The sequence below is a fragment of the Citrobacter sp. CK189 genome, from assembly GCF_030333505.1.
Taxonomy (GTDB): Bacteria; Pseudomonadota; Gammaproteobacteria; order Enterobacterales; family Enterobacteriaceae; genus Citrobacter_B; species Citrobacter_B koseri.
Window position 1 is genome coordinate 35071 of the sequence record NZ_JAOWFV010000035.1, and the last position, 16336, is coordinate 51406.

Annotated in this window: 13 protein-coding genes; 4 read left to right on the forward strand and 9 right to left on the reverse strand. The window is 52.0% G+C overall.

Annotated features, from left to right (window positions below; translation table 11 throughout):
• The first annotated feature begins 135 nt into the window (after nucleotides 1-135).
• The gene (mepK, locus tag OGV83_RS04435) at nucleotides 136-684 is read left to right on the forward strand and encodes a peptidoglycan L,D-endopeptidase MepK (RefSeq protein ID WP_012132998.1); all 549 of its coding nucleotides are present in this window, start codon (nucleotides 136-138) and stop codon (nucleotides 682-684) included.
• A gap of 28 nt (nucleotides 685-712) precedes the next feature.
• Nucleotides 713-1360, forward strand: a complete 648-nt coding sequence (locus tag OGV83_RS04440; RefSeq protein WP_012132997.1) for an MBL fold metallo-hydrolase — start codon at nucleotides 713-715, stop codon at nucleotides 1358-1360.
• 72 nt (nucleotides 1361-1432) lie between these two features.
• On the opposite strand, the gene aspC is transcribed toward OGV83_RS04440, so the two are convergent.
• The 4 genes from aspC to pncB all read right to left on the reverse strand — a co-directional run bounded on the left by aspC (nucleotide 1433) and on the right by pncB (nucleotide 7338).
• On the reverse strand, nucleotides 1433-2623 hold the full coding sequence (aspC, locus tag OGV83_RS04445; RefSeq protein WP_047457753.1) for an aspartate transaminase: 1191 nt from the start codon (nucleotides 2621-2623) through the stop codon (nucleotides 1433-1435).
• A 184-nt stretch (nucleotides 2624-2807) separates the two neighbouring features.
• Entirely contained in the window at nucleotides 2808-3926 is a 1119-nt protein-coding gene (gene ompF / locus OGV83_RS04450) for a porin OmpF (protein WP_047457749.1), read from the reverse strand.
• Between the two features lie 594 nt (nucleotides 3927-4520).
• Complete coding sequence (asnS, locus tag OGV83_RS04455; RefSeq protein WP_024130475.1) at nucleotides 4521-5921, reverse strand: asparagine--tRNA ligase; 1401 nt, start codon at nucleotides 5919-5921, stop codon at nucleotides 4521-4523.
• 214 nt (nucleotides 5922-6135) lie between these two features.
• On the reverse strand, nucleotides 6136-7338 hold the full coding sequence (gene pncB / locus OGV83_RS04460) for a nicotinate phosphoribosyltransferase (RefSeq protein WP_071258278.1): 1203 nt from the start codon (nucleotides 7336-7338) through the stop codon (nucleotides 6136-6138).
• Nucleotides 7339-8023: 685 nt separating this feature from the next.
• On the opposite strand from pncB, the gene OGV83_RS04465 reads away from it, so the two are divergent.
• Nucleotides 8024-9031: a stealth family protein gene (locus OGV83_RS04465; protein ID WP_012132987.1), complete on the forward strand. Its 1008-nt coding sequence runs from the start codon at nucleotides 8024-8026 to the stop codon at nucleotides 9029-9031.
• Between the two features lie 214 nt (nucleotides 9032-9245).
• Nucleotides 9246-11858 (forward strand): aminopeptidase N, encoded by a 2613-nt coding sequence (pepN, locus tag OGV83_RS04470; RefSeq protein ID WP_058668969.1) that lies wholly within the window; start codon nucleotides 9246-9248, stop codon nucleotides 11856-11858.
• Nucleotides 11859-11930: 72 nt separating this feature from the next.
• Here pepN and ssuB read toward each other — a convergent pair whose 3' ends face one another.
• The 5 genes from ssuB to ssuE are packed head-to-tail and all read right to left on the reverse strand — an operon-like array spanning nucleotide 11931 to nucleotide 16182.
• Nucleotides 11931-12698, reverse strand: a complete 768-nt coding sequence (gene ssuB, locus OGV83_RS04475) for an aliphatic sulfonates ABC transporter ATP-binding protein (RefSeq protein WP_012132984.1) — start codon at nucleotides 12696-12698, stop codon at nucleotides 11931-11933.
• A complete protein-coding gene (gene ssuC / locus OGV83_RS04480) occupies nucleotides 12695-13486 on the reverse strand; it encodes an aliphatic sulfonate ABC transporter permease SsuC (protein ID WP_012132983.1) in 792 nt (263 codons plus the stop codon). The genes ssuB and ssuC overlap by 4 nt, the downstream gene beginning before the upstream one ends.
• A gap of 11 nt (nucleotides 13487-13497) precedes the next feature.
• Nucleotides 13498-14643, reverse strand: coding sequence for an FMNH2-dependent alkanesulfonate monooxygenase (ssuD, locus tag OGV83_RS04485; protein ID WP_104868831.1), 1146 nt, complete (start codon nucleotides 14641-14643; stop codon nucleotides 13498-13500).
• On the reverse strand, nucleotides 14640-15614 hold the full coding sequence (locus OGV83_RS04490; RefSeq protein WP_012132981.1) for a sulfonate ABC transporter substrate-binding protein: 975 nt from the start codon (nucleotides 15612-15614) through the stop codon (nucleotides 14640-14642). The genes ssuD and OGV83_RS04490 overlap by 4 nt, the downstream gene beginning before the upstream one ends.
• On the reverse strand, nucleotides 15607-16182 hold the full coding sequence (gene ssuE / locus OGV83_RS04495) for an NADPH-dependent FMN reductase (protein WP_049009864.1): 576 nt from the start codon (nucleotides 16180-16182) through the stop codon (nucleotides 15607-15609). Before ssuE ends, OGV83_RS04490 begins: the two co-directional genes overlap by 8 nt.
• Nucleotides 16183-16336 lie beyond the last annotated feature (154 nt).

Below are 16336 nucleotides of genomic sequence, written 5' to 3' on the forward strand. Positions count from 1 at the left end.
CAGGGCTGATTCGCTGCAAGCCCCGCCGTTGCTGGGGATGGGCCACCTTGACGTCGGCTTTTTTGCCAGTTAAGGTGCCCCTCGTGCGCCAGAAGTGCATATTAACGAAAACATTTACCTGTAGACCTGATTATCATGGACAAATTTGACGCTAATCGCCGCAAGTTGCTGGCGTTTGGTGGCGTTGCTCTCGGCGCCGCCATCTTGCCTACGCCAGCATTTGCCACACTCTCCACCCCACGTCCGCGTATTTTGACACTGAACAACCTCCATACCGGAGAGTCAATTAAAGCGGAATTTTTCGACGGAAGAGCCTATATTCAGGATGAATTAGCAAAACTAAACCATTTTTTCCGTGATTTTCGCGCGAATAAAGTGAAAGCCATCGACCCAGGATTGTTCGACCAGCTCTTCCGCCTGCAAGGCCTTTTAGGCACCCGTAAGCCCGTACAGCTCATCTCGGGTTACCGCTCACTGGATACCAATAACGAACTGCGTGCGCACAGTCGTGGAGTGGCGAAAAAAAGCTACCACACGAAAGGGCAGGCGATGGATTTCCATATTGAAGGCGTTTCATTAAGTAATATTCGCAAAGCTGCGTTATCTATGCGCGCAGGTGGTGTAGGATACTACCCACGCAGTAACTTTGTGCATATTGACACCGGGCCGGCACGGCACTGGTGATCCGCAGACTTAACGAAACAGGAGCAGTATGAACTATCGTATTATTCCGGTCACCGCATTCTCCCAGAACTGTTCATTGATCTGGTGTGAGCAAACCCGTCTGGCCGCGCTGGTCGATCCCGGCGGCGACGCACAGACCATCAAACAGGAAGTGGACGCCAGCGGCGTGACGTTGATGCAGATCCTGCTTACGCACGGTCATCTCGATCATGTTGGCGCGGCGGCGGAACTGGCGAAGCATTATGGCGTGCCAGTGATCGGCCCGGAAAAAGAAGATGAGTTCTGGCTACAGGGTTTACCGGCGCAAAGTCGCATGTTTGGTCTGGAAGAGTGTCAGCCGCTGACGCCTGACCGTTGGCTGAATGAAGGAGACCGTATTAGCGTAGGGAATGTGACTTTACAGGTGTTGCATTGTCCTGGGCATACGCCGGGCCATATCGTCTTCTTTGATGAGTCTTCACGGCTACTGATTTCCGGTGACGTGATCTTCAAAGGCGGCGTTGGGCGCAGCGATTTCCCGCGTGGCGATCACGCTCAGCTGATTGATTCGATCAAGCGTAAATTATTGCCGTTGGGCGATGATGTGACGTTTATTTCGGGTCATGGGCCGATGTCGACGCTTGGCCATGAGCGGCTGCATAACCCGTTCCTGCAAGATGAAATGCCGGTCTGGTAAATTCTGTCCGGCCTGCAATGGGAAACCACTGTAGGCCGGGTAAGCGCCAGGCACTACCTGGCGCTATGATACTTACAGTACGGCGACAATGGCTTCGCACAGCGGAGCCATGTTATCCGGCGTCATTCCAGCCACGTTGACGCGACCAGAAGCCACCGCATATACGCCAAACTCTTCACGCAGACGCAGTACCTGCTCTTTCGTCAGGCCGCTGAATGAGAACATGCCATTCTGTTTGGTGATAAAGCTGAAATCGCGATCTGCGCCTTTTTCCTGCAACGTATTGACGAACAACAGACGCATGCGCTGAATACGCTGGCGCATATCGGTCAGTTCCTGTTCCCAGATAGCACGCAGGGCATCGTTGCTCAGGATAGTCGCTACAACGGATGCGCCGTGTGCCGGAGGGTTAGAGTAGTTGGCGCGAATGGCGGATTTCATCTGGCTGAATGCGCGGTCAACGGTTTCCGCATCTGCGGCAACCAGCGTACAGGCACCGACACGCTCGTTATACAGGCCAAAGTTTTTAGAGTAGGAACTGGCGACGATCAGCTCTTTATGCAGCGCTGCGAACGCACGCAGACCTTCCGCGTCCTCTTCCAGACCGCGAGCAAAACCCTGATAGGCGAAGTCAAACAGCGGCAGCCAGCCTTTTTCGACAGAAAGCTGAGCCAGCGTTTGCCACTGTTCCAGCGTCGGATCGATACCGGTTGGGTTATGGCAGCAGCCATGGAACAGAACGACGTCACCAGCTTGCGCGTTATTGAGGCTTGCCAGCAAGGCATCGAAATCAAGCGCGTGGTTTTCTGCATCGTAATAAGCGTATTCGCACACTTCCAGACCGGCGGAATTAAAGACGCCCTTATGGTTTGGCCAGCTTGGATTACTTACCCACACGCGTTTTACCGCCGTATTTTTTGCCAGGAAGTCCGCGGCAACACGGAGCGCGCCAGTACCGCCTGGCGTTTGCGCGGTGCGAGCGCGTTTGTCATTGATCAGCGCGCTACCTTTGCCAAACAGTAATTCCTGCGTGCAACGGCCGAATTCTGGAATACCATCAATACCGAGATAGTTTTTGGTGGTTTCATTTTCCAGTAAATACTGCTCGGCTTTTTTAACGCTGGTTAACACCGGCGTTTTGCCTGTCTCATCTTTATAGACACCGATACCAAGGTTAATTTTTCCGGGACGGTCATCGACACGAAACAGATCGGCCAGGCCCAGAATAGGGTCGGCAGGGGCGGCGGTAATGTTCTCAAACATGACGAGGTTCCATTGTGGTTACAGAAGGGAAATCCGTAATCAGGTTAACGGCAGATTTACAAAATGCCAACTGTTAGTGACAAAAAGCCTGAGTGTTTTTTTAAGACGCCAGATTTTGCTGGCAGACATAAAAAAACAGGACCGAAGTCCTGTTTTTTAGGCATTTAACAAAGAGGTCTGCTGATTAGAACTGGTAAACGATACCTACAGCAACCGTGTCGTCAGAGCCTACGCCCAGTTTGTTGTCAGAATCAATCTGGTTGATGATGTAGTCAACATAGGTGGACATGTTTTTGTTGAAGTAGTAAGTCGCGCCAACTTCTACGTAGTTGACCAGATCTTCGCTACCCACGCCTTCAACGTTTTTGGCTTTGGACTTGGTGTAAGCGATGGACGGACGCAGACCGAAGTCGAACTGATACTGAGCAACTAACAGGATGTCCTGAGTTTTGTTGGCGAAGCCGCCGTCGATAGCCGTGGCGTTACGGGTTTCACCGTAGTTGGCTGCCAGGTAGATATTGTTGGCGTCGTATTTCAGACCAGTAGCCCACTGCTCAGCGGTTTTACCACGACCAGCAAGGCGAGAATCTTGCTGAGCGTTGGTGCGGTCAGCGGCACCGTAAGCACCAACGATACCAAAGCCTTCGAATTCATAGCTCAGAGATGCACCCCAGCCGTCGCCGTTAGAGCGCTGTACGTCGCTGAAGTTACTGGAATCGTCTGCGTTAACAACGTAGTTGCTTGCGCGCTCGTTTTTGCCCAGATACTGAACACCGAAGTTCAGGCCGTCAACCAGGCCGAAGAAGTTGGAATTACGGTAGGTTGCCACACCGCCAACACGGCCAACGAAGAAGTTGTCGCTGTATGCGGTGTCACCACCAAATTCTGGCAGCATATCGGTGTAGCCCAGTGCATCGTAAACGATACCGTAGTTACGACCGTAGTCCAGAGAACCCGCATCGCCGAGTTTCAGACCTGCGAATGCCAGACGGGTTTTGTTGCCTTTCTGAGAGTCAGAACCACCTTCGGATCTGTTACCGCTGAACTGGTATTCCCACTGGCCGTAACCGGTCAGTTGATCGTTGATCTGGGTTTCACCTTTAAAACCCAGACGTGCATAGGTCTGGTCGCCATCACCGCCGTAGCTGTTTTTGCCGTTGTCTTTAGAGAAGTAGTGCAGACCTACCGCTTTACCGTAGAGGTCCAGTTTATTGCCATCTTTGTTGTACACTTCGGCTGCGTTTGCGGCGCCAGCTGCCAGCAGGGCAGGGATTACCACTGCCAGGATATTACGCTTCATCATTATTTATTACCCTCATTGGTTTTTATATGACACCTGCCACTGCCGCCAATAAATTCTGTCAATAAAAATTTACGGAACTATTGATGAGAGTTTGGTGTCTTTATGTGTCTGACAAGCATCTTTCCATTCAAACCACCGTTTCGCTACCGTGAAAGTGCTACAAAGATAAAGAATTGGTTTCAAAAAGAAAAAATGTGTAACTAAATGTTTTATTTTTGACGCTTTGTGAACGACTTCAAATTTCAGGCCAATTTCAGCCACCATTTCCCATTTTTATTTCTATTTATATGATTTCCTTATGTTTAATTTTTCTAAACATAGCACTTACTGCAAATGTGATTGAACGCGGGTGTGATTGATAACTTTTTTCAGACGTCTGGAATGCCATGTGATTGATTAAAAATTATGCTATCAGGTGAGGAAAAACTAATCCGCAATGATCGGAGGGATTATTTTTTGTACTGAGATGTTGCAATGAAATATCAGGTAACAGGAAGGGGGAGCTGAGGGGCTTGTTTTTAGATTTGTTTACTTCTTATCCATAAAACTTGACATTCTGAGAGAGAAAAGGCCAGCAAAGCTGGCCTTCTAAAATCAGAAACTGGCGTTACGTGGAGTACGCGGGAACGGAATCACATCACGAACGTTTTGCACGCCGGTGACATAAGCGATCAGACGTTCGAAGCCGAGACCGAAACCTGAATGCGGAACAGTACCGTAGCGGCGCAGATCGCGATACCACCAGTAATCTTCTTTATTCAGGCCCATTTCCGCCATACGGGCATCCAGTACGTCCAGACGCTCTTCACGCTGGGAACCACCAATGATTTCACCAATGCCCGGCGCCAGAACATCCATTGCCGCCACGGTTTTACCGTCTTCGTTAAGGCGCATATAAAACGCTTTAATGTCTTTCGGGTAGTTTTTCACTACCACTGGCGCTTTAAAGTGCTCTTCTGCCAGATAGCGTTCGTGCTCAGAGGAGAGATCCACACCCCAGTAAACCGGGTTTTCGAATTTCCTACCGCAGTTTTCCAGAATTGTGACCGCATCGGTGTAATCAACCTGGGCGAAGTCTGCATCAATAAAACGTTCCAGACGAGAAATCGCATCTTTATCGACACGCTCGGCGAAGAATTTCATATCATCCGCGCGTTCATCCAGTACGGCTTTGAAGACGTATTTCAGCATCGCTTCGGCAAGGCCAGCTACGTCATTCAGGTTGGCAAAGGCGACTTCCGGCTCCAGCATCCAGAACTCAGCCAGGTGGCGGCTGGTGTTGGAGTTTTCTGCACGGAATGTAGGGCCAAAGGTATAGATTTTGGACAGGGCGCACGCATAGGTTTCGCCGTTCAACTGGCCGGATACGGTCAGGAAGGACTCTTTACCAAAGAAGTCTTTATCAAAATCGACTTTGCCCTGGTCGTTACGCGGCAGGTTTTCCAGATCCAATGTTGATACACGGAACATTTCACCCGCGCCTTCGGTATCGGAGGCGGTAATCAGCGGCGTCGAAACCCAGAAGAAACCCTGCTCGTCAAAGAAACGGTGCAGCGCTTGCGCCAGCGTATGGCGCACGCGCGCGACTGCGCCAATCATATTGGTGCGCGGACGCAGGTGCGCGACTTCACGCAGATATTCGATACTGTGGCGTTTTGCCGCCATCGGATAGGTATCAGGATCTTCAACCCAACCGGTTACTTCAACCGTGGTGGCCTGAATTTCAAAACTTTGCCCTTGTCCCGGAGACGCAACGACTTTACCCGTGACGATAACCGAGCAGCCGGTTGTCAGACGCAATACGTCTTCATTGTAATTGGGCAGAGAATTATTAATGACAGCCTGTACAGGATCAAAGCAGGAACCGTCATAAACGGCGAGGAAGGAGATGCCAGCTTTTGAATCTCGGCGGGTACGCACCCATCCGCGCACGGTGACTTCGCTGTCAACGGCTACGCGGCCCTGGAGTACGTCGGCTACAGGCACAACGCTCATAATATTCTCTCTGTTAATAGTCGGAAAAAATAAACACTTGTCCACCCTGATTGGGGGGATACCTATGTTACCTGGCATCTGCAATCAGACAAGCAGAATTCGCAGCTGGAACGAAAGATTTCGGAAATAAACATGAAAAGGGAAGCAAAGTCGCGATAAGACGCGCTTTCTGTCGACCGGATAGCGGCTAAGCGCGTTATCCGGCCAACAATGATTAACTGGCTTTCTTTATATGAGGAAGGTCAAAAGCTTTACGTAATGCACGCACAAAAGCTTTGTCATGACAGATTGTTTTCCCCGGGCTGTCTGACAATTTGGCGACCGGTTTGCCGTTACATTCCACCAGCTTGATGACAATATTGAGCGGCTTCACCTGCGGGATATCGCAGGTCAGACGGGTGCCAATACCAAAGCTCAACTGCACGCGTGAAGAGAAGTGACGATAGAGATCGACTGCTTTCTTCAGATCGAGGTTATCTGAGAAGACCAGCGTCTTACTCAGCGGGTCAATGCCCAGCTTCTGGTAATGGGCGATGGCTTTTTCACCCCATTCAACCGGATCGCCAGAATCGTGGCGTAAGCCCTGATAACGCGTGGCAAATTCGGTGCCGAAGTCGCGTAAGAAAGCGTCCATCGTGATGCAGTCCGTCAGCGCGATACCGAGCTGGTTAGGGTATTCATTCAGCCAGGCGGCGAGAGCTGCGCGCTGGCTGGTCGCCAGATCCGGGCTGATTTGCTGATGCGCCTGGAACCATTCATGCGCCTGAGTGCCCATAGGCGTAAGCGATAGCCGACGGGCGAGATCGTAGTTACTGGTGCCGACAAACCACGGTTCTTGCTGAAGGCGTTTGACGATGGCCTGCTGCACTTCGCGAGAGAAACGGCGACGGGTGCCGAAATCCATCAGATGGAAGCGGGACATATCGAGATCGGCGGTTAATGCAGAGAAATCGACGAGTTTACTCTCCAGCGCATCAAGCGCCTGCGCCACACCCATTTCCGGCGAGCGGTAACGGTGCACCAGTTCGCTGATCACCGCCAACAGCGGGACTTCCCACATGATGACTTCGCGCCACGGGCCGGTTAAGCGGATGTTTAGCTTCCCGTTATCGTTGGTCACGCAGACCTGTTCCGGGTTATAGCGGAAGTCACGTAACCAGTTGAGATAATCAGCTTTAAAGAAGGGCAGGCCGGAGAGCCACTGGAACTCGTCCTCCTGAAGTTGCAGGTGTTGCATTGCATTCACCTGCTCGCGAATAGCGTCGGCGTAAATACCGAGCAGGTCGTCACCACGGCAACGAAATTCAGCCGCTACATGCACATCATAGTAGTGGTGAAAAACGGCTTGCTGCATATGCAACTTATAAGCGTCTGTATCCAGCAACGAGTGCAGAACAGGAGAAGCGAATTGTGTCATAGGTGCGCAGTAGCATCCTCTCACGGGAGCGTTTAGTACAATAAACAACTAAGAAAACCGCTGGAGTATACCTTGTTTAGCGATTTATTGAACCCCGATCACAACATAAGCTGTCTTTGCGGTCGAGTGCATTTCGTGCCGCGTGTTATGAAAATGTAGAACGTATGCTATTAACTCTTTGAATTTAATCACTGTTAGCCCCCGATGCCGCGCCCCGAGGGGCTGGTGGAGACAATGTTCATCCCGCCCCCAATAATCAAATTGATCAGATCGTGAAATATCGACACGTAAGAATCATCTTATCGTTTATTTTTTCTTCAAAAATCATTCTGCATTACCGGATAACAGGGCGATTCTATGACTTCTGTCCTTGATTTCATCTGAATCCGTCATGTATCATTTTCGCGATAAAGTATCGCAGAGCCTGTTCGAACCCAGGAAAACCCTCTATTACCTGGGCTTATCAATATTGAATCTTTATTCTCAAAGGCTTAAAGGGTATGAAAACGTGCCCGGCTGATGCTTTTATTACCTGATTATTTATGCGCGACTCACCGCTCCGGCGGGTTCATCGTCAGGCAATTTAACCGTGCTCATCTTGTTTGCCTTTGCCTTGATGGGGTTAAAAATAGCCTTTCGGACTTGTTATATTTTATGAGCGCAATGATTATTTGAGATAAAAACGATGAGTGATATTGATTTTGTTGTTTTATGGGTTGATTCAACCGATGTAGCCTGGCAAGAAAAGTTTACTGAGTTCAAAGGAAAAGGTAGCCACGGTGAGAGAGCCGTCCACCCTGCGCGGTTCAGGGATATGGGTATCTTTAAATATTGGTTCAGATGTGTCGAAAAATATGCGCCATGGGTAAGAAAAGTACATTTGGTTACCTGTGGACAAATTCCGTCATGGATCAATGTTGAACATGAAAAATTAAATATTGTCTTTCATGATGAGTTTATTCCGTCGGAATATTTACCAACGTTCAACTCTAATACGATAGAGCTAAATCTTCATCGGATAAAAGATCTCAGTAATAAATTTGTTTTATTTAATGACGATACGTTCATTACCTCTCCTTTGCGGGAAGATTTTTATTTTGATAATGGCTATCCTAATGACTTCCTTATCATAAAAAAACAATCACCTAAAAATAAAGATGAGATCATAATGAGGTCGTCAGAATTTCTTAATGTCAGTGTTTTAAATACGCATATTAATAAAAAAACAATAATCAAAGAAAACAGACGTAAATACTATAGCTTACGTTATAAAAAAGGTCTGTTGAAAAATTTTATGAACCGCCGTGCAAGTTATTTTGAAGGCTTCTACGGTAAGCATCTTCCGCAGCCATTCCTGAAAAGTACATTCACTGAGATATGGCAGGCCGAAGAGGAGTTGTTGAAAAAATCATCAAGTAAAAGGTTCAGAGAGCCATTATGTTTAACGCAGTATTTATTCAGGTACTGGCAACTGGCCCACGGTAACTTTAATCCTAAGAACCCGGAAGGGCGTGGAGTATATTTCAATTTGTCGTCCAGTAACATAAACGAGGCCATCAAGACGCTGTCAAATGGCACCGCGCAGGCCTGTTTTAATGACACTGAAAAGTTACACGATTTTGAAAAGGTAACGACTACGCTAAGAAATGCCTTTGAAATGAGGCTTGGTCATAAATCAAGTTTTGAGATTTAAGCCTGTGGTTCTCATTGTACTGGCGATGTGACGTTTTCATTTGGCTGGTGGGGGCCTGAACGGCCTCCGTGATTTTAAACGTGACGCCTTTATGTTATAAAAATGTAGCAAAAAGAGTGTTTGTGTCTGAAAAGATGAACATTCTGCATAGCGCGATTTCGACAACAGGAATAGACTGGAGTCGGGACTCTACAAAAGATGCTAAAGGTTTTTTATGACACAACAGCCACAAGCCAAATACCGTCACGACTACCGTGCCCCGGATTACCAGATTACTGACATTGATTTGACCTTTGACCTGGATGCTGAGAAAACCGTCGTTACAGCACTGAGTCAGGCTGTCCGTCATGGCGCATCTGACGCGCCCCTTCGCCTGAGCGGTGAAGATCTGCGACTGGTATCCCTCCATGTAAACGATGCGCCGTGGACTGACTACAAAGAAGAAGAGGGCGAGCTGGTGATCGGCAGCCTGCCCGAGCGCTTTACTCTGCGCATTGTGAATGAGATCAGCCCGGCGGCGAACACGGCGCTGGAAGGCCTGTACCAGTCAGGCGACGCGCTGTGTACGCAGTGTGAAGCGGAAGGTTTCCGCCACATAACCTGGTATCTTGACCGCCCGGATGTGCTGGCGCGTTTTACCACCAAAATCATTGCCGATAAATCCAGATATCCGTTCCTGCTTTCCAACGGCAACCGTATTGCGCAGGGTGAACTGGATAATGGCCGTCACTGGGTGCAGTGGCAGGACCCGTTCCCGAAACCCTGTTACCTGTTTGCGCTGGTGGCGGGTGATTTCGATGTACTGCGCGATACCTTCATCACGCGTTCTGGCCGGGAGGTGGCGCTGGAACTGTACGTTGATCGCGGCAATCTGGACCGTGCGCCGTGGGCGATGACTTCGCTGAAAAACTCCATGAAATGGGATGAAGAGCGTTTCGGCCTGGAGTATGACCTCGACATCTACATGATCGTGGCGGTGGACTTCTTCAATATGGGCGCGATGGAGAATAAAGGTTTGAACGTCTTTAACTCCAAATATGTGCTGGCCCGCACCGATACGGCGACCGACAAAGATTATCTCGACATTGAGCGTGTTATTGGTCACGAATATTTCCACAACTGGACGGGTAACCGCGTTACCTGTCGCGACTGGTTCCAGTTGAGTCTGAAAGAAGGCCTGACCGTTTTCCGCGACCAGGAATTTAGTTCCGATCTCGGCTCCCGCGCGGTGAACCGCATCAGCAACGTGCGCACCATGCGCGGTCTGCAATTTGCTGAGGACGCCAGCCCAATGGCGCATCCTATCCGCCCGGATAAGGTCATTGAGATGAACAACTTCTACACCCTGACCGTCTACGAGAAGGGCGCGGAAGTGATTCGCATGATCCACACGCTGCTGGGCGAAACGAATTTCCAGAAAGGGATGCAGCTTTATTTTGAGCGTCATGACGGCAGCGCCGCTACCTGTGATGACTTTGTGCAGGCGATGGAGGATGCGTCGAATGTCGATTTGTCTCACTTCCGCCGCTGGTACAGCCAGTCCGGCACGCCGGTTGTCAGCGTACGGGACGACTATAACCCGGAAACGGAACAGTACACGTTGACCATTAGTCAGCGTACGCCTGCGACGGCGGATCAGGCAGAAAAGCAAGCGCTGCATATTCCGTTCGCGATTGAGCTGTACGACAACGAAGGCAACGTTATTCCGTTGCAGAAGGGCGGTCATCCGGTCAATTCCGTGTTGAATGTAACCCAGGCGGAGCAAACCTTTGTCTTTGACAATGTGTATTTCCAGCCTGTGCCAGCACTACTGTGCGAATTCTCCGCGCCGGTGAAACTGGAGTACAAATGGAGCGATCAACAACTGACGTTCCTGATGCGTCATTCGCGCAATGACTTCTCACGTTGGGACGCGGCGCAAAGCCTGTTGGCGACGTATATTAAGCTGAACGTTGCGCGCCACCAGCAGGGGCAGCCGCTGTCGCTGCCGGTACATGTGGCGGATGCCTTCCGGGCGGTTCTGCTGGATGAGAAAATCGATCCGGCGCTGGCGGCGGAAATTCTGACGTTGCCTTCGGTGAATGAGATTGCGGAACTGTTCGAGATCATCGATCCGCTGGCGATTGCCGAAGTCCGCGAAGCGTTGACCCGCACGCTGGCGGCGGAACTGGCAGACGAGTTCCTGGCAATCTATAACGCGAATCATCTTGATGAGTACCGCGTTGAACACGCCGACATTGGCAAGCGTACGCTACGCAATGCCTGCCTGCGCTTCCTGGCCTTTGGTGAAACCCACCTGGCGGATACGCTGGTGAGCAAGCAGTACCATGAAGCCAATAATATGACCGATGCGCTGGCGGCGCTGTCGGCGGCGGTCGCGGCGCAATTGCCGTGCCGTGACGCGTTGATGCAGGAGTATGATGATAAGTGGCATCAGGACGGACTGGTCATGGATAAATGGTTTATCCTGCAATCCACCAGCCCGGCGGATAACGTGCTGGAAACGGTGCGTGGCCTCCTGAAGCATCGTTCTTTCAGTATGAGCAACCCGAACCGTATTCGTTCGTTGATTGGCGCATTTGCCGGGAGCAATCCGGCGGCGTTTCATGCTGAAGACGGCAGCGGCTATCAGTTCCTGGTCGAAATGCTGACGGACCTCAACAGCCGTAACCCACAGGTGGCATCACGCCTGATTGAACCGCTGATTCGTCTGAAACGTTACGATGCGAAGCGCCAGGAAAAAATGCGCGCCGCGCTGGAGCAACTGAAAGGGCTGGAAAACCTCTCTGGCGATCTGTTCGAGAAGATTACCAAAGCGTTAGCCTGATAATATTGCCGGATGCGTCCGGCCTACCATTTACGTGTAGGCCGGATAAGCAACAGCGCCATCCGGCATTTTTTAACCGTGCTTGCGTAGCGGAGCCTCATTTTCGCCACGTTGCATCACCCGACCCAACACTTCCGCTTCCAGTTCCGCTAAACGTACCGTCCCCAGACGGCGCGGCCTCGCGATATCCACCGTCAAGTCCAGACCAATTTTCCCGTCCTCGATCAACAGAACCCGATCGGCCATTGCCACGGCCTCGCTGACGTCATGCGTGACCAGCAGCACTGTAAAACCGTGCTCTTGCCATAACGAGACGATCAAATCCTGCATCTCCAGCCGGGTCAGGGCATCCAGCGCGCCGAGAGGTTCATCCAGCAGCAATAATCCAGGCCGGTGGATCAGCGCGCGGGCCAGCGCGACACGCTGTTTCTGCCCGCCGGACAGCGCCGCAGGCCACTCCGTCGCCCGGTTTTCGAGACCGACCGCCGCCAGCGCCTGACGCGCCGCATCCCGCCAGCCGCCTTTCAGACCCAATCCAACATTATCGATCACCGACTTCCACGGCAGCAGGCGCGCATCCTGGAACATCATACGCGTGTCGTCCTGGATCTCGGCCAGCGGCGTTGTTCCGGCAAGCAATTCGCCAGCTGTAGGGGATTCCAGACCGGCCAGCAGACGCAGCAGCGTACTTTTCCCGCCACCGCTGCGTCCAACCACCGCCACAAATTGCCCGGCGGGAATATGCAGATCCAACTGGTTCAGCACCGTGTTGTCAGCATATTGTTTGGTTACCGCGTTGAGCAGTAGCGGCGTTCCCTGATTAAGACGAGCGGTATTCATACGGTTGCCTCTTTCGTGTAATAAGCAGGATTCCAGCGCAGCCAGACGCGCTCTAACAGCTGTGCGCTGACGTCGGCGAGTTTACCGAGCAGGGCATACAAAATAATCGCGACCACGACGATGTCCGTTTGCAGGAATTCCCTGGCGTTCATCGCCAGATAGCCGATCCCGGCATTCGCCGAAATGGTTTCCGCCACAATCAGCGTCAGCCACATCAACCCGAGCGCAAAACGGACGCCAACCATAATAGAGGGCAGGGCGCCGGGGAGGATCACATGCACAAACAGCGGGAAGCCGGATAAGCCATAGCTGCGAGCCATCTCCACCAGACCCCGATCGATATTACGAATCCCATGCCAGGTATTGATATAAATCGGAAACAGCGTTCCCAGCGCCACGAGAAAAATCTTCGCGCTTTCATCAATCCCGAACCATAAAATCACCAGCGGGATCAGCGCCAGGTGCGGCACGTTACGCAGCATTTGTACTGAAGTATCCAGCAGACGTTCTCCCCACCGCGACAAACCGCTGATCAGCCCCAGCGTCAGACCGATAGAACCGCCAATTGAAAAGCCGATGAAAGCGCGCCACGAACTAATGGCCAGATGCTGCCAGAGTTCGCCGCTGGCGGAGAGTGTCCAGAATGCCGCGATCACCCCTTCAGGAGAGGGGAGTATGCGGGTTGACAACCAGCCCATCGAAGAGGCTATTTGCCAGACCGCCACGATGCCCACCGGTAAAAACCAGGGGGCAACGCGCAATAACCATTTGTTTGTGGGCGTTGCCATTGGCGTACTCCTTAACTCTGCGCGGCTTTACGGGGGATAAATTCATTGGCAACCGCTTCGCCTTGCTGATGCAGAGGCTGCGGCTGCGGAATTTCCGGGATGGCGACGTCCAGATGCGGGAACAGCAGTTCGCCCACGTTGTAGGCTTCTTCCAGATGCGGATAACCGGAGAGCACAAAACTGTCGATACCCAGCGCCGCGTACTCATTTATACGTGCGGCGACGGTCGGGCCATCACCCACCAACGCGGTTCCCGCGCCGCCGCGCACCAGCCCGACGCCAGCCCACAAGTTAGGGCTGATCTCCAGTTGATCACGCTTACCGTTATGCAGCGCGGCCATCCGGTGCTGACCGACAGAATCCGTTCTGGCGAATGCGGCTTGCGCTTTGGCGATCGTATCGTCATCCAGGTGAGCAATCAGGCGCTCGGCCGCACGCCAGGCCTCTTCATTGGTTTCACGCACAATGACGTGCAGGCGGATGCCGAAACGGATTTTACGCCCGCGAGCCGCCGCTTTGGCGCGTACCTGTTCAATTTTCTCTTTTACCTGCGCAGGCGGTTCGCCCCAGGTGAGATAGAGATCGACCTGCTCAGCGGCGAGATCCTGCGCGACATCCGATGAACCGCCAAAATAGAGCGGTGGATACGGTTGCTGAATGGCAGGGAAGAACAGTTTTGCGCCACGAACGTGAATATGTTTACCGTTGAAGTCCACCGTCTCGCCTTGCAGCAGGCGTCGCCATACCTGCGTAAACTCGGATGAGGCTTCATAGCGTTCGGTGTGGTCAAGGAAGACGCCGTCACCGGCCAGCTCCTGCGGATCGCTACCGGTAACCAGATTAAACAGCGCGCGGCCATTGGAGAGTCTGTCCAGCGTTGCAGCCTGACGGGCGGCAACCGTTGGCGACGTGACGCTTGGGCGCAGGGCGACCAGGAATTTCAGTCGCTGTGTGACCGGAATCATTGAGGCGGCAACCAGCCAGGCGTCTTCGCAGGAACGCCCGGTTGGGATCAATACGCCCGTAAAGCCCAGGCGGTCCGCCGTTTGCGCGATTTGTTGCAGGTAACCGTGATCGACCGGGCGCGAGCCTGCTTCGGTTCCCAGATAATGCCCGTCACCGTGGGTAGGTAAAAACCAGAACATATTCAGGCTCATAATTTTGCTCCTTCTTGTTGAGTGGGCTGCCAGATACGCTGGCGAATATCAATTTTTTTCGGCACCAGACGGTTGTCGTAAAACAGATCGGCGGTTTGCTGCTGCAAGGTAGCGACAGAGGCGCTCACCGGCGTAATGGTGGTTGGCGGGCGATGATCCAGATAGGTGGCAATCACCGGTTCAGGCAATCCCATCGTTTTTGCCAGCAGGGTGATACTTTGTTCACGCTGGCTTATCGTTAACGCATCGGCCTGACTGAAGGTGTCCAGAACGCCCTGAATGAAGCTGCCGTTCTTTTCGGCATAAGGGCGCGCCGCCAGATAGAATGAACCGGTTTGTTTCAGGTCGGTCCCGTCTTTCAGGACGCGAACGCCACCCTGCAACAGCGCAGCGGAATAGTAAGGGTCCCAGATTGCCCACGCATCGACATTCCCTTGCTGGAACGCGGCGCGGGCGTCTGCTGGCGTCAGGTATGTGGCCTGGATATCGGTAAATTTAAGTCCGGCCTGTTGCAGTGCGCGCAACAGCAGATTGTGCGAACTGGAACCTTTCTGGAAGGCGACTTTGTGTCCTTTCAGATCCGCGACGGTTTTTATCGGACTGTTTTCAGGGACGAGAATGACCTCGGCTTTTGGTTTGGGAGGCTCAACGCCAACATAAACCAGGTCCGCCCCGGCAGCCTGCGCAAAAATAGGGGGGATATCGCCGGTACTGCCGAGATCGATACTGCCGACATTCAATGCCTCCAGCATTTGCGGGCCTGCCGGGAACTCAACCCAGGAGATTTTGGTTTGCGGGTAACGCTTCTCCAGCAGTTGGTGGCTTTTCGCCAGCACCATACTGATGCTGCCTTTCTGATAGCCGATGCGCAGTGCGTCAGGCGCTGACTCTGCCGCGTGTGACCAGGCCGAAAGCGAGAGCAATCCGGCCAGCGCCAGCCATTGAGGACGATGTCTGAAAAATTTAAACATGGGCAACGCCTCGTGGTGAATGAATGACGGGAACCGGCACATCGCGGCGGTGCAATGCTTGCCAGAATGTTTCAAGCGCGCTGTCAAGGCGATGTTGTAAATTAGGGGTGAACTGCGGTTTATGCTGGTAATCAATCACCTGGGAATCGTCGGCAAATACGCCGTGCAGGATCTCTTGTGCTTTCAGCGCGCTCAGCACCGGCTTGAGCGCGTAGTCAACGGCCAGTAAATGGGCGACAGTACCGCCGGTTGCCAGCGGTAATACGGCTTTGCCTTCCAGCGCTCGTTCAGGAAGCAGGTCGAGCAACGTTTTTAACGCCCCGGAATAGGCGGCTTTATAAACCGGCGTTGCGACGATCAGCCCGTCTACATCCTGTAATTGTTCAATAAATGTTTTTAACGCCGGGCTGTCGAAACGCGCATATAGCAAGTCTTCGGGGTCAAAGTTATGCAAATTCCAGTGGCTGACTTCGACGTCCAGACTGTTCAGTTTTTCCCGGGAATATTCCAGTAACGCACTGGAACGAGAGGGAAAGCGTGGGCTTCCCGCCAGAGTGATGACGCGCATAATCTCAATCTCCACTTATAACTAATTATTCTATTTTCATTAACATTGATAACAATTTGTGCAGTCTGACAGAGAGATTTTGTTTACCGAAATGATTTATGCGGGATAGAAAAGTTGGAAATTGAATAAAAAGAGGACAACAAGGAAAACGATT

Bases quoted from the DNA above. Each gene is read 5' to 3' on its own strand.
- OGV83_RS04465 (WP_012132987.1), top strand. From the start codon at position 8,024: ATGAGTGATATTGATTTTGTTGTTTTATGGGTTGATTCAACCGATGTA.
- ssuD (WP_104868831.1), bottom strand. From the start codon at position 14,643: ATGAGCCTGAATATGTTCTGGTTTTTACCTACCCACGGTGACGGGCAT.
- pncB (WP_071258278.1), bottom strand. From the start codon at position 7,338: ATGACACAATTCGCTTCTCCTGTTCTGCACTCGTTGCTGGATACAGAC.
- pepN (WP_058668969.1), top strand. From the start codon at position 9,246: ATGACACAACAGCCACAAGCCAAATACCGTCACGACTACCGTGCCCCG.
- ompF (WP_047457749.1), bottom strand. From the start codon at position 3,926: ATGATGAAGCGTAATATCCTGGCAGTGGTAATCCCTGCCCTGCTGGCA.
- OGV83_RS04440 (WP_012132997.1), top strand. From the start codon at position 713: ATGAACTATCGTATTATTCCGGTCACCGCATTCTCCCAGAACTGTTCA.
- ssuB (WP_012132984.1), bottom strand. From the start codon at position 12,698: ATGAATACCGCTCGTCTTAATCAGGGAACGCCGCTACTGCTCAACGCG.
- ssuE (WP_049009864.1), bottom strand. From the start codon at position 16,182: ATGCGCGTCATCACTCTGGCGGGAAGCCCACGCTTTCCCTCTCGTTCC.
- asnS (WP_024130475.1), bottom strand. From the start codon at position 5,921: ATGAGCGTTGTGCCTGTAGCCGACGTACTCCAGGGCCGCGTAGCCGTT.
- aspC (WP_047457753.1), bottom strand. From the start codon at position 2,623: ATGTTTGAGAACATTACCGCCGCCCCTGCCGACCCTATTCTGGGCCTG.
- ssuC (WP_012132983.1), bottom strand. From the start codon at position 13,486: ATGGCAACGCCCACAAACAAATGGTTATTGCGCGTTGCCCCCTGGTTT.
- mepK (WP_012132998.1), top strand. From the start codon at position 136: ATGGACAAATTTGACGCTAATCGCCGCAAGTTGCTGGCGTTTGGTGGC.
- OGV83_RS04490 (WP_012132981.1), bottom strand. From the start codon at position 15,614: ATGTTTAAATTTTTCAGACATCGTCCTCAATGGCTGGCGCTGGCCGGA.